Genomic DNA, 13,106 nt, shown 5'->3' on the forward strand with positions numbered 1-13,106 from the left:
CCGACGTTGCGTTACGGGGAGGCGGAACCCCGGAAGACTACTCCGAATCTCCGCCGGCGGACCCGTCCGTGCCGCGCGCGGGACGGGCCGCCACAAGCGGATACGGGCCGGTGAAGCCGTCGCGGACGGCGGCAATTTCCAGGATGCGGTGCCGGCTGAGGCGCCAGCCGAGCATCAGGAGCGGAACGATGACCACGATGGACGCGATGGTCCACGTTCCGACGGGCGAGTCGAATGCCATGAGGATCAGCACCGCCAGGAGGAAGGCCAGCGTGACCCAGCCCGTGACGGGGGCGCCCGGCATCCGGAAGGTGGGCCTGAGCAGTTCCCCGCGGGCTGCGAGCCGGGCAAGCTGCATCTGGCACAGGACGATCATGGCCCAGGTGCAGATGATGCCCAGCGACGCGACGTTCAGGACGATCTCGAAGGCCTCGGCCGGGACCAGGGCGTTCAGGATAACCCCCAGGACGGCGACACAGGCGGTAAGGGCGATGCCGCCGTAGGGGACACCGGACTTGTTCATTCGGCCAGCGAATTTGGGCGCAGAACCAGCAACGGACATCGAACGCATGATCCGGCCGGTGGAGTAGAGGCCGGCGTTCAGCGAGGACAGGGCCGCGGTCAGGACCACGAGGTTCATGATGGCGTCCACACCGTCGACGCCGATGGAGCCGAAGAACGTCACGAAGGGGCTTTCGCCGGCCTTGTAGGAGTTATAGGGCAGCAGCAGCGAGAGCAGTACCAGCGAGCCAACGTAGAACACCGCGATACGGACGATCACGGTGTTGATGGCCCGCGGCATGATTTTTTCCGGGTTTTCCGTCTCACCGGCGGCGGTGCCGATCAGCTCGATCGAGGCGTAGGCGAACACGACGCCCTGCATCACCACGACTGCGGGCAAGAGACCGTTGGGGAACATGCCGCCGTTGTCCGCGATGAGGCTGAAGCCGACCTCCTGGCCGGCGACAGGGGTGCCGAAGATGACGAAGTAGGTGCCGATGAGCAGGAAGGACACGAGCGCCACAACCTTGATCAGCGCGAACCAGAATTCGAGCTCGCCGAACACCTTGACACTGATGAGGTTGAGGCCCAGGACCAGGACGAGGGCGGCCAGGGCCCAAGCCCACTGCGGTACGTCCGCGATCGGCGCCCAGTACTTCTTGAAGAAGTTCATGTACAGCGCGACGGCGGTGATGTCCACGATCGCCGTCATGGCCCAGTTCAGCCAGTACAGCCACCCGGTGACGAACGCGGCCTTCTCGCCGAAGAATTCGCGGGCATAGGAGACGAACGAGCCCGACGACGGCCGGTGCATCACGAGTTCGCCGAGGGCACGCAGGATCATGAAGGCGAAGAACCCGCAGACTGCATAGCTGATGACCAGGGCGGGTCCGGCAGTGGCGAGGCGGCCGCCCGCGCCCATGAACAGGCCGGTGCCGATGGCGCCGCCGATCGCGATCATTTGCACCTGCCGGGGTTTCAGGCCCTTGTGGTAGCCCTGGTCCTCGGCGTGCAGCGCCGCCTCGGAGGCATGGGCATGCGCGGGAATGGTGTGGTCGGAGATGGCGGGCTGGTTTTGGGTCGTTTGTTTTTGGGCGCGGGCAGTTTCGGGATAAGTCATGGGGGTCCTTCGGGGTTCGAGGGTGCGCTATTTGCTCAGGTTGGCCAGGCGCTGCGGGCTGAGGAGGTCGGTGAGCTGCTCGGCGGTGAGCAGCCCGTGTTCGAGTACGAGTTCCGCGACGCCCTTGCCGGTGGCGAGGGCTTCCTGCGCGATGGCCGTGGCCGTGGCGTAGCCCAGGTGCGGGTTGAGTGCGGTGACGAGGCCGATTGACTGTTCCACCGTGAGGCGGAGGTGTTCGGTGTTGGCGGTGATGCCGCGGACGCAGCGGGCCGTAAGGGTGCGGCAGGCGGCGTCCAGGTGGGAGATGCTCTTGTGGAGGCTGTGGACGATGATGGGTTCGAAGGCGTTGAGCTGGAGCTGCCCGGCTTCGGCCGCCATGGTGATGGTGACGTCGTTGCCGATCACCTCATAGGCCACTTGGCTGACCACTTCGGGGATGACGGGGTTGATCTTGCCCGGCATGATCGAGGACCCGGACTGCACGGCGGGGAGGTTGATTTCGCCGAAGCCGGCGCGCGGGCCGGAGGAGAGCAGCCGGAGGTCGTTGCAGATCTTGGACAGTTTCACGGCGACGCGTTTGAGCACGCCGGAGAGGTGCACGAAGGCGCCGACGTCCTGGGTGGCCTCGATCAGGTCCGCCGCCGTGACGAGCGGCAGGCCCGTGATTTCGGCCAGGTGCCGGCAGGCGGCCGCGGCGTACCCTGCCGGTGCGTTGAGCCCGGTGCCGATCGCCGTGGCGCCCAGGTTGATTTCGTGGATCAGCAGGTCGGCTTCGGCCAGGCGGAGCCGGTCCTCACCGATCGTGACGGCGTAGGTGCCGAATTCCTGGCCGAGGGTCATGGGGACGGCGTCCTGCAGCTGGGTGCGGCCCATCTTCACCACCGTGCGGAATTCGAGGGCTTTGGCGGCGAAGGCGTCTTCGAGGTCGGTGAGGGCATCGAGCAGTTCCCGGGCGGCGAAGATCGTGCCCAGCTTGACTGCGGTGGGGTAGACGTCGTTGGTGGACTGGCTGAGGTTGACGTGGTCGTTGGGGTGCAGCCGCGCGTAGTCGCCCTTGGGGTGTCCAAGGATTTCCAGGGCTCGGTTGGCGATGACCTCGTTGGCGTTCATGTTCGACGACGTCCCGGCACCGCCTTGGATGACGTCCACCACGAACTGCTCGCTGAGCTTGCCGTTCATGACGTCGGTGCAGGCCTCCTCGATGGCACGGGCGCGCCCGGCGTCGAGCAGCCCGAGTTCGTGGTTGGTGCGGGCGGCGGCCAGTTTGACGGCCGCCAGCCCGCGGACCAGGTACATGTTGGAGGCGAGCGGCTGGCCGGTGATGGGGAAGTTCTCCACGGCCCGGAGGGTGTGGACACCCCAGTAGGCGTCGGCGGGGACATCCCGGTCGCCCAGGAGGTCGTGTTCGGAGCGGAAGTCTGAACGTTCGTCGAGGAATGTCATGTCGGTCCTTACAGGGCGTCGGGGGAGTTGGCGGTGCCGGAGGTTTCGGGCGAAGCGAGGAAATCGACGGCTTGCAGCAGCCCGACGGGCCGGCCGCCGCCGAGCACGGGTGCCGCGGCGATGCCCGCCAGGGGAGACGTATCGACGTCGAGCGCGGCCAGCAGGCGCACGGTGACAGGCATCCGGGCGCGGTCTCCGCCGTCGGAGATCTTCACGGCGACGGCACGGCCGTCCGGCAGTCCCACCAGCTGGACGCCTTCGAATCCGTCCTTGGCCAGGAGTCCGGGCACCAAGCGCATCAGTGCGGTGACATCCCGGTCCTCGCCCGCGGCCATCTCCGGGTGACGGCGCATGGCTCCGGCGACGGCGGCTTCCGCGCTGCCGGGTCCCGTTGCCGAGGCCAGCCGGCCAAAGGCGCGGGCCATGCCTCGCAGGGTAAGTGCGAAGAGCGGGGTGCCGCAGCCGTCAGTGGACGTGCGCTCCGGTTCCTCGCCGGTCAGGTCCGCGACGGTCCTGGCCACGAGCTGCTGGAGCGGGTGCGCCGGGTCCAGGTATCCCGGGACCGGCCAGCCGTTGACGACGCAGGTGGCTGCCATGGCCGCGTGTTTCCCGGAGCAGTTCTGCGCCAGCCGGGTGGCCTTCCCGCCGCCGCCGACCCATTCCTCGCGCTCGCGGACGCCGTAAGGGAGGTCGGTGCTGTTCTCGAGGTCGGCAGGGGTCAGCCCATGCATGTCCAGGATGCGCAGGGCGCCGTCGCGGTGGGCGGCGGCCCCGGAGTGGCTGGCGGATGCCAGGGCGAGGAGTTCGTCGGGGAGCTCCAGGCCGGCACGGACCATGGCGACGGCCTGCAGGGGCTTGAGGGCGGATCGCGGGTAGAACGGTGCCAGGGGCTCGCCGGCGGTCAGGAGGGCCCGGCCGTCCGCCGCGATGGCGATGACCGAGCCGCAGTGGACGCTTTCGACCAGGCCGTCGCGGGTCTGGACCGCAAGCGGCACGTGCTCCGGGAGCCGCTCCGGAGCCAGCGGAGTCGGGATGTGAGCGGGGGCAGGAGAAAACATGACGTCCTTTGGCGGTGGTGTTGGTTGTCGCTGGTCAAGCCGCTGCTGAATCTGCACGTCCTGGCGCAGGGTCAGGCGCCGTCAGCGGCGTGGAGAATCGAATCGAGGGCAACGCCAACAGCATGCAGGTGCTGGCTCATGGCGATGCCTGCCGTTGCAGCGTCGCCGGCCTCGATGGCGGCCAGGATGCGCCGGTGCTCCTCGTTGGACGCGTGTCGCCGGTCCGTCACCATGTTCAGGGTCTCGGACTGGTGGGCAAGGGCCTCCCGGATGTCGGAGACGACATTTTCGAAGACCTTGTTGCGGCTGGCCCTGGCGATCAACGCGTGGAAGCTCGAGTCCAGGCCCACCCACACTTCGGGGTCGTCCTCGGCGGTCATCGCGGCAACGATGTCCCGCATGGTGTCCAGTTCCTCGGGCGAACGGCGTTCTGCCGCCAGCGCGGCGGCAGGAACCTCGATGTGGGGGCGCGCCTCGGTGAGGTCGCGTGCCGAGTATTGGCCAAGGACCAGGTCCTTGGCCACGTGGTCGGCGACGACGAACGTGCCCCGCCCGGTCCTGGTGACGGTCAGCCCCAAGGCGGTGCAGGAACGCAAGGCCTCGCGGACCACGGAGCGGCTCACTCCGTACTGCTGGGCGAGCGTGGCCTCGGAGCTCAGCTTGGCGCCGACGATGAGCTTGCCGGACTCGATTTCGGAGCGGAGGACATTAAAGACCGCTTCGGCTGCGCTAAGGCGGGCGAGGGGCTGTCCTGCTGTCCGGCTGTCTGACAGGTTCATGTTTGAAATATGGCAGAGGTCACACCGGGGTGTCAACTGTGACGGCGGCCCAGGGGCCGGTGGCCGCCGTCACAGCGAGCGCTGATCTCCGCCTACAGCAGGGCGAGCAGGTCCTTCATGTCCTGGATCTCGCCCGTCTGGGAGGCCGCGATGTCCTTGGCCAGCATGACGGCTTCGGCGTTCTTGCCGGAGCGGACCTCGGCGTTCGCCATCTCGACGGCGCCTTCGTGGTGCGCGATCATCTGGCTGAGGAAGAGCATCGCCGCGTCGGTGCCCTGGGCGGCGCCGAGCTTGGTGAGGTCATCGCCGCTCATCATGCCGGTCATCGAGTGGCCGCCGGGCGCCTGGGTGGGTTCGTTCCAGTCACCGAGCCAGCCGGTCATCTTGTCGATCTCGGGCGCCTGGGCGGCTTTGATTTTCGTGGCCAGCGCGGTGATCCTGGCGTCGACGCCCTGCTTCTTCAGGATGATGTCGCTCATCTCCACGGCCTGCGCGTGGTGCGGGATCATGGCCTGGGCGAACATCGTGTCCGAGCCGTTGTGGTCCGCGGCGGCGCTCGAGCCCGGCATTGCGCTGCCCGTGCTGTGGACCATGCCGGGCATGCTGCTCCCGGGGGTACTGCTGGCCGAGCAGCCGGCCAGTGCAATCACCGCGGCCATGGCCGCGGCGGAAATCGTAAGGGTTTTCTTCATGGCACATCGTGTCTTTCGTGGATCCGGCGGAGACACCGGGGGGATGGGCGCGCAGCAGCCAGTGCGTGGATGCCGGGCGCGGGTGGCGGGAGGTGGCCGGCGGTGTCACGGCGCATGCCCCGTCTTACGTGCGACTGATGGACAAGTCGTTGGGGGATGGCGTACCGGGCCGGTAAGCATAGCCGGACGGGAGGTCCGCCAGCCCCGCGGTCCACGGCCGGGCCGCCGGCAGGGCTGCGCCGGGCTGCGGTGCGCTCAAGGTGGCGCCCGCCGGTGAGGGCGTGCAGCCGACGTGCATCGCCGGCTTCTCGGCGCAGCCGCCCTGGCAGACGCACGACGGCGGCACCACGGTTCCGCCGACGGTCACCGACGCGGGGATCACGTCCGGGCCCGGAGGTGGAGCCGGTGATCCGGCCGGAGCCGTTGAACCGGATTGGTGGCTGGAGTGCGTGTTGTGGCTGGAGTGTGTGCCGTGGGCCGGGGCAGGCGCCGGTGCCGCGTGGTGTTCCGCCGCGGTGTGTCCGGTGGCGCCCGAAGGCGCCGCCTGAGAGTGCATCCCGTGGGACCCCGAGAGGATGTGCATGCCCAGGAAACCCGCGATGACGGCGAGGAGTGCGGCCAGCAGCACGGCGTGGCGGAGCCAGGCCGCGGCTCGGGCCGGGGTGGCGGCGGGCATGGCGTCCTCCTCTCCGGGGCCGGCTTGGTGGTCAATAGGCTACCGGTGTCCAACGGCGCCGCCGCCCATTGTGTTCCGACCGCTGTGTTCCGGCCGCGGACATGCCGCGCCTGGCGGCCCGCGCCGCCGCAGCCACCGTCAGCTCGCCGGGGTTGGATTCCCGGCGTCAGATTCCCAGGGTCGCCAGGCTCTGCCGCAGCGTCTCGGCAGAGTGGTGCAGGGAGGCCAGTTCGCCGTCGTCCATGGGTGTGTCAAGCACCGTACGGACCCCGCCGTTCCCCACGATGCTGGGCAGGGACAGCGCCACCCCGGAGATTCCGTATTGGCCGTCCAGCACGGTGGAGACTGGAAGGACGGCGTTCTCCGAGCGCAGCAGCGCCTCCACGATCCGGGCCCCCGAGAGGCCGATGGCGTAGTTCGTCGCGCCCTTGCCGGCGATCACCTTGTAGGCCGCGTGCGTCACTTCCCGCGCGGTGTCGGCGAGGTACTCGGGCGTAAAGACGCGTTCGCCGTCGACCGTCCACTGGCGGATCGGGACCGGACCGATCGTGGCGCCGGACCAGATGGGGAACTCGGTGTCGCCGTGCTCGCCTACCATGCTCGCGTGCACGCTGGTGAGGGAGACTCCGGCCTTGTGCGCCAGCACCCAGCGCAGCCGGGACGTATCGAGCACCGTGCCGGAGGAGAAGATGCGCGATGACGGCAGGCCGGAGATCTGCTGCGCCGCGACGGTCAGCACGTCGCAGGGATTGGTGACCAGGACGTAAACGGCTTCGGGGGCGTGCGTGAGCAGTTGCGGCATGAGCTGTTCGAGGATCCGGACGTTGGTGCTGGCCAGGTCCAGGCGCGTCTGGCCCGGCGCCTGTTTGGCCCCGGCGGTGATGACGACGACGTCGGCCCCTTCCGTCGCGGTAATGTCCCCGCCGCCGGTGACGGTCGACGCGGCGGCGGCGAACTGGGTGCCGTGGGCGAGGTCGAGCACTTCGGCTTCGGCCTTGGTGGCGTTGACGTCAAAGAGGGCCACATTGCTGGCGGAGCCGCGGATCAGGGCGGCGTAAGCGAGGGAGGTGCCCACGCTGCCAGCGCCGACAATTGCCAGTTTGGTACCGGGATTCTGGGACATGGGCTTCTGCTTTCGTGTCAGGCGGAGGGTGGCGCCACGGTACCGGCCGTCTCGCCGCCGTCGATCACGAACTCGGCGCCCGTGACGAACGAGGACTCATCGGCTGCCAGGTACACCGCCAAATCCGCGATCTCCCTCGGTTGGCCGGTCCGGTGCAGGGGGACATGTCCGGTGTCGAAGGTCATGCCCGCAGTCATGGGCGTCTCGATGACGCCGGGGTGCACCGAGTTCACGCGGATTCCGGACCCGCCGAGGTCCAGGGCCGCGCTCTTGGTAAGGCCCCGGACGCCGAACTTCGACGCCGTATAGCCGGAGAGGGACTCGTAGCCCCGGATTCCCGCGATCGAGGAGATGTTGATGATGGACGCGGCGCCGGCGCGCGCCAAGGCCGGGGCCCCAGCCTTGATGCCGTTGAAGACGCCGGTCAGGTTCACATCGATGATCCGGGCCCAGTCCCCGTGCGAGTACTCGTCGATCCGGCCGAAGTTCACAATGCCGGCGTTGTTGACCAGAACGCTGAGGCTGCCGAAGGCGGCCACGGCCTCGTCCACCGCCGCTTCCCAGTCCGCCGGCTGCGTTACGTCCAAGTGGACATAGCGGACGCCGTCCCCGAGGTCGGCGGCTAACTGCCTCCCGTCCTCGTCCAGGACATCACCGGCCACGACTTTCGCGCCTTCGTCGAGGAACCGCCGGGCGATGGCTGCGCCGATCCCCCGGGCGCCGCCGCTGACCAGGGCCACTTTGCCGTCCAACCGTCCCATCGCTGAGTCCTTTTTTCGGGAGCGAGCCTCTCCAGGGACGCGGCCGTCCGGGCTCCGCTTCAAGCTCACCAAGGACCGTCCGGCTTGGGCAGGGCCGTTGGACCCTACGCGCGCCGGGCGACGACGGACCGGGCGGTGGAGACGGGCGGCGGGCGACCGCCGTCGTGCAGTCCCGGCGGTGTTACATCAGAGGTGTCAGATCAGTGGGCCGGATCAGAGGTGCTGGATGCCTGCCCGCTGCATGGCGTCGCGGTATACCTCGACGTTCTTGCTCAGGAGTTCCTCCTGCTTGGCGGCGGAGACGGCAAAGGCGCGGCCGCCGAGGGCCGTGGCCTTGTAGATCTTGACGCCGCGGTTCTTCAGCGAGGAGTGGTACGTCTTCTCGAACAGCGTCAGGAAGGCGTGGGCGTCGGCACCATGGGCGATGACGGCGGAGACGCGCTTGTTGATCTTGAGGAACTGGCGGAAGGGCCGCAGGCCGTCGGTCTTCTCCTGGACGTTCAGCGCGGACGGAAGCTCGGGGTCGCGGACCCACGGGTAAGCGTTCCACGGCATGACGTAGCGCGGGTCCAGCTCGACGGCCTCGTAGATGGAGGTGGCGCGGCGGGCGGCCTCGTCATCGTTGAAATGGGAGACGAAGCCCGATTCGGTGCCCTTGCCCGGTGCTATGTGGAGGCTGACGATCCGGCATTCGTCCTCGTCATGGACAGGATCGATGTACGGGACGACCGACCCCGGCTTCTTTTCCATCAGTTCGTCGCAAAGCTGCGTTACGGCGGCGATGTTCGGTTCCTGCAGCAGGGTCTTCTTTTCGTCCCAGTCAATCGTCACGATTTCTCCCTCAGCACTTGGCGTCCAGAATCAGGCGTCGCCTTCCACTCTACGCTTCCGGGCCGGGCGGCGGTTTTGTTGCCCTGGTGGGCAGCCTGCTTTACTTCGTGCCGGGACGTGTCGGAGAACAAAGCGACCGAAAGCCTGGCCCCTTGCCCTACCCATGTCCGCGGACCGGGCGTAGGCTTAAAGCGCCTGCAGGTAACCATCTGATTAAGCCGGGTCGTTCCGGATATGAAAATGTCCGAGCCAGCTCATAGCGAGATCGCGAAGGTACCTGCAGGCCTTGTGTTTAACGGGAAGGACTTGGTGAAGCCGCCCGAATCCACGACAGAATCCAACGGGATACCGTCTGACAACCGACGCAGGTACCCGCAAACCTCTGGCCCCTCCCCGCCGCCAACGGCATGATGGAACCCAACCGCAGGTCCCCAACCCGGCGCGGCGCCAAACGCCCGCGGGCTGACCCCTAAGGCAGGCACGCGTGAACCCAGAAGCGATGGAACGGGCCCGGAAGGTCGAGGCGCAGATGACTGATGAGGAGCGCTTCTCCCTCCTCATCAGCGTCATGGGCACCAACGCGACGCTCACGGACAAGGACCCGCGCATCCCGGAGGACGTCCCGATGAGCGCCGGCTACACCCCCGGGATCCCGCGGCTGGGCATCCCCGCCCTGTTAATGAGCGACGCGAGCCTGGGCGTCACCAACCCGGGCTACCGGGAGGGCGACACCGCCACGGCCCTCCCGGCGTCGATTGCCCTCGGGGCCAGCTTCAACCCCGAACTCGCCCGCCGATCGGGGCAAATGGTGGGCAAGGAGGCCCGCAGCAAAGGCCTCAACGTCCAGCTGGCCGGTGGCCTCAACCTGCACCGCGATCCGCGCAACGGCCGGAATTTCGAGTACCTGTCCGAGGATCCCTGGCTCACCGGCGTCCTCGGCGCGGAGTCGGTGAAGGGCATCCAGGGCGAGCAGGTCATCTCCACGGTCAAGCACTTTTCGCTGAACTGCAATGAAACCAACCGGCACTGGCTGGACGCGATCATCGACCCGGCCGCGCACCGGGAATCCGATCTCCTCGCGTTCGAAATCGCCATCGAGCGCGCCCGGCCCGGCTCGGTCATGACCGGCTACAACAAGGTCAACGGCACTTACGCCGGCGGCAACGAGACGCTGCTTCAGGGCATCCTGAAGGGCGCCTGGGGCTTCCCGGGCTGGGTGATGTCCGACTGGGGCGCGACGCCGAGCTGGGACTTCGCGCTGCGCGGCCAGGACCAGGAATCCGGCGTCCAGATCGACGTAATGATGTGGGGGCAGGAGACGTTCCCCGGCCCGCTGCGTGAGGCCTACGCGGCGGGTGATTTCCCCAAGGAACGGCTGTCCGAGATGGTGCAGCGCATCCTCTACGCCGTGTTCGACGTCGGGACCGACCGCTGGGAGGGAACTCCCGACGTCGACCTCGCCGCCCACGCGGACATCGCCCTGGAGACGGCGCGGCAGGGGATTGTCCTGCTCAAGAACGACGGCGTGCTCCCGCTGGACGCGCTGTCCGGCAGTGGCGGGCCGCTCAAGATCGCGGTGATCGGGGGACATGCCCAGCTCGGCGTGCCGATCGGCGCCGGGTCCAGTGCGGTGGTGCCGCCCGGCGGCTACGCCGAAAGTCACACCATCGGCGGCCCTGGCATCATGGGCGGCATGCGGAATCTGTACCTGCTGCCGTCCTCGCCGCTCGCGGAACTGCAGAAGCTGCTGCCCGGCGCCGCGATCGAATACGATCCCGGGATGAGCCCCGCCGAGGCGGCACTGTTGGCCCGACGCTCCGACGTCGCCGTCGTCTTCGGCATCCGGGTGGAAGGCGAAGGGTACGACAACGCTGACTTGTCCCTGCCGTGGGGGCAGGACGCCGTGATCGAAGCCGTCGCGGACGCCAATCCGGCCACCGTCGTCGTCCTCGAAACCGGCAACCCCGTGGCGATGCCGTGGCTCCCGAAGGTCCGGGCCGTCCTGGCGGCCTGGTACCCCGGCCAGTGCGGCGGGCAGGCGATCGCCGAGATCCTCACCGGCGACACCAACCCCTCCGGGAAACTCCCGCTGACCTTCCCCGCGGGCCTGGACCAGACCCCGCGGCCGGAGTTGCCGGGCCTCGGCACGCCGTGGGGGACGCCGACGACCATCCACTACAACGAAGGATCAGACGTCGGCTACCGCTGGTTCGCCAGAACCGGACAGCGGCCGCTGTTCCCCTTCGGCCACGGGCTCAGCTACACCCGGTTCGACTACGCAGGCCTGACAGTGTCGGACCGGGACAGGGTGCGGGCCAAATTCACAGTCACCAATAGTGGGCCGCGCCGCGGGGCCGACGTCCCCCAGCTCTACCTCCTGGAAGATCCTGCCGGCGCCCGGATGAGGCTGCTCGGCTTTGAGCGCGTGAATCTCGACGCCGGCGAATCACGGACCGTCTCCCTGGATGTTGATCCGCGGCTGCTGGCGTCCTATGACACGGATCGCGGACAGTGGCACACCCCCGGTGGCAGCTACCGTGTGGCGCTCGGGCACGCGGCCGGCAACTACGCCTTGGAAGCCGACGTGTCACTGGCCGAGGCGTGGTTCGGGCGCTAGCCAAGCGACCGATTCAGGAGGGTTCAGGCCGCTGCCGGTGCCTTTGACCCAGGTTCTTGGGCCCCACATCTGCGAAGTCTGAGCGACTTGGCCCGGTGTCGGAGTTCACGGCGGTGATGGTTGGTGTCGGTGGCCGGCACGGCCGTGTTGGGCAGCGGAGGCGAGTCGGTCAGTTGGGTGCCCGGCAGCGGGGGTGGGGTGGAGTGGTAGGTGTTGCCGGCGGGGGTCTGGATCTCGAGGGTGTGTCTGGGGCCGGGCCGGGGTGTGGCGGTCCAGCCGGGGTTTTCTTTGGTGTGGTTGCAGGCTTCGCAGAGTCCGGCGCCGTTGGCCTGGGTGGTGGGTCCGCTGCGGTGCCAGGGGATGATGTGGTCGAAGTGGCGGATGGGTGCGTCGCAGTACGGGGTGCGGCAGGTGTCGTCCCGGGCCTGGATGAAGCGGCGGAGTCCGGGCGGGAAGAGCCGGGCGCGGGAGTCCAGCGCGGTGAGCTCACCGGTGCCCGGCGCGGTGTAGAGCCGGCGGAGCCAGACGGTGAAGGCCTTGTCCACGTCCCCGTCCGAGTTCTTGGCCGTATCAGTTGTCGTATTCGTGTCTTCGGTTCGCGCGCGGGTGGCTTGTCCTTCATTTTGGAGGAGTTCCCGGGCCCAGGCTGCGGGGACGATGCCGTAGCCGGGGAGGCGGGCGGGTTCGCTGTCGCCTTGGAGGAGGGTGCGGTCGGTCATGACGAGCTGGAGTTCGATGCCGGTGATCCCGCCGGAGGTGCCGGTGGTGCGTTCGACCAGGGTATCGGTCATGAGCTGGCCGCGGGTGCGGGAGTCCCCGGCGTTGTGGAGGGTGTCGGCGTGCCGGGTCAGGGCGGCGTACATCGCGACGCCCTGACCGGCGGGCAGCAGGGCGGTGACGTACCACATGGTGTCCGGGGCCGGGCGGAGACTGACGTGCCGTTCGGTGGCGGCGTGGCTGGCCCGCTGGGTGACGGTGCGCGGGTCCCGGCGGTAGGCCGCGGCCCGGGCCGCGGCGATGATGCGCCGGTCCCCGGCGCCGTCGAACGTCCCGGTGTCGGCGGCGAGCTCCTCATCGACGGCGGCCCGGTCCGCCGCGGACAGGCACGCGGTCTCCCGGACCAGGAGGGTGGCGCGCCATTCGTTGAGCTGCCCGGCCTCCAACGCAGCGAAAGTGTGGGGCATTTCGGTGACCAGGGCTTNGCGCGGGAGGCGAAGGCGGTCCGCCGCGGACAGGCACGCGGTCTCCCGGACCAGGAGGGTGGCGCGCCATTCGTTGAGCTGCCCGGCCTCCAACGCAGCGAAAGTGTGGGGCATTTCGGTGACCAGGGCTTTCGCCAGGCCGAGGAGCCTGCCGCCCTTGGCCGGGGATTCGCGCCGGGCCAGGGCGATCTGCGCGCCGACCCCGGCCCCGAGCTCGGCCGCCGGCATCCCGGCGTCGGCCTGTTCACGGCGCTGCAGCAGATCGAACGCGACGGACAAACGTGCCTGACGGGCAGCCAGGGC

At 68.6% G+C, this 13,106-nt stretch carries 11 protein-coding genes and 1 pseudogene; 1 reads left to right on the plus strand and 11 read right to left on the minus strand.

The window, feature by feature from the left end; translation table 11 throughout:
- Positions 1–37 precede the first annotated feature (37 nt).
- The 9 genes from ASE96_RS09415 to ASE96_RS09455 form a co-directional block, all read right to left on the minus strand.
- Complete coding sequence (locus tag ASE96_RS09415) at positions 38–1,621, minus strand: amino acid permease (protein WP_056429136.1); 1,584 nt, start codon at positions 1,619–1,621, stop codon at positions 38–40.
- A 27-nt stretch (positions 1,622–1,648) separates the two neighbouring features.
- Positions 1,649–3,064, minus strand: a complete 1,416-nt coding sequence (locus tag ASE96_RS09420; RefSeq protein WP_056429139.1) for an aspartate ammonia-lyase — start codon at positions 3,062–3,064, stop codon at positions 1,649–1,651.
- Between the two features lie 8 nt (positions 3,065–3,072).
- Positions 3,073–4,122, minus strand: a complete 1,050-nt coding sequence (locus ASE96_RS09425) for an asparaginase (protein WP_056429142.1) — start codon at positions 4,120–4,122, stop codon at positions 3,073–3,075.
- A 71-nt stretch (positions 4,123–4,193) separates the two neighbouring features.
- On the minus strand, positions 4,194–4,901 hold the full coding sequence (locus tag ASE96_RS09430) for a FadR/GntR family transcriptional regulator (protein WP_056429144.1): 708 nt from the start codon (positions 4,899–4,901) through the stop codon (positions 4,194–4,196).
- 92 nt (positions 4,902–4,993) lie between these two features.
- Positions 4,994–5,593, minus strand: a complete 600-nt coding sequence (locus ASE96_RS09435) for a DUF305 domain-containing protein (protein WP_056429147.1) — start codon at positions 5,591–5,593, stop codon at positions 4,994–4,996.
- Between the two features lie 124 nt (positions 5,594–5,717).
- Positions 5,718–6,269 carry a hypothetical protein gene (locus ASE96_RS09440; RefSeq protein ID WP_056429149.1) on the minus strand — a complete coding sequence of 184 codons (552 nt, stop codon included), beginning with the start codon at positions 6,267–6,269 and terminating at the stop codon, positions 5,718–5,720.
- A 166-nt stretch (positions 6,270–6,435) separates the two neighbouring features.
- Positions 6,436–7,392: an L-lactate dehydrogenase gene (locus ASE96_RS09445; RefSeq protein ID WP_056429152.1), complete on the minus strand. Its 957-nt coding sequence runs from the start codon at positions 7,390–7,392 to the stop codon at positions 6,436–6,438.
- Positions 7,393–7,409: 17 nt separating this feature from the next.
- On the minus strand, positions 7,410–8,153 hold the full coding sequence (locus ASE96_RS09450; protein WP_056429155.1) for a glucose 1-dehydrogenase: 744 nt from the start codon (positions 8,151–8,153) through the stop codon (positions 7,410–7,412).
- Positions 8,154–8,366: 213 nt separating this feature from the next.
- Positions 8,367–8,984, minus strand: coding sequence for a uracil-DNA glycosylase (locus ASE96_RS09455; RefSeq protein WP_056429157.1), 618 nt, complete (start codon positions 8,982–8,984; stop codon positions 8,367–8,369).
- A gap of 484 nt (positions 8,985–9,468) precedes the next feature.
- On the opposite strand from ASE96_RS09455, the gene ASE96_RS09460 reads away from it, so the two are divergent.
- Positions 9,469–11,601: a beta-glucosidase family protein gene (locus ASE96_RS09460; RefSeq protein ID WP_200913017.1), complete on the plus strand. Its 2,133-nt coding sequence runs from the start codon at positions 9,469–9,471 to the stop codon at positions 11,599–11,601.
- A gap of 23 nt (positions 11,602–11,624) precedes the next feature.
- On the opposite strand, the gene ASE96_RS09465 is transcribed toward ASE96_RS09460, so the two are convergent.
- The coding region (locus tag ASE96_RS09465; RefSeq protein WP_235500182.1) for an HNH endonuclease at positions 11,625–12,802 on the minus strand (1,178 nt) is incomplete at its 5' end.
- A gap of 130 nt (positions 12,803–12,932) precedes the next feature.
- Positions 12,933–13,106 (minus strand): annotated as a pseudogene (locus tag ASE96_RS19815) (HNH endonuclease); the annotation flags it as partial.

Source organism: Arthrobacter sp. Leaf69 (assembly GCF_001422645.1).
In the GTDB taxonomy this organism is placed as follows: Bacteria; Actinomycetota; Actinomycetes; order Actinomycetales; family Micrococcaceae; genus Arthrobacter.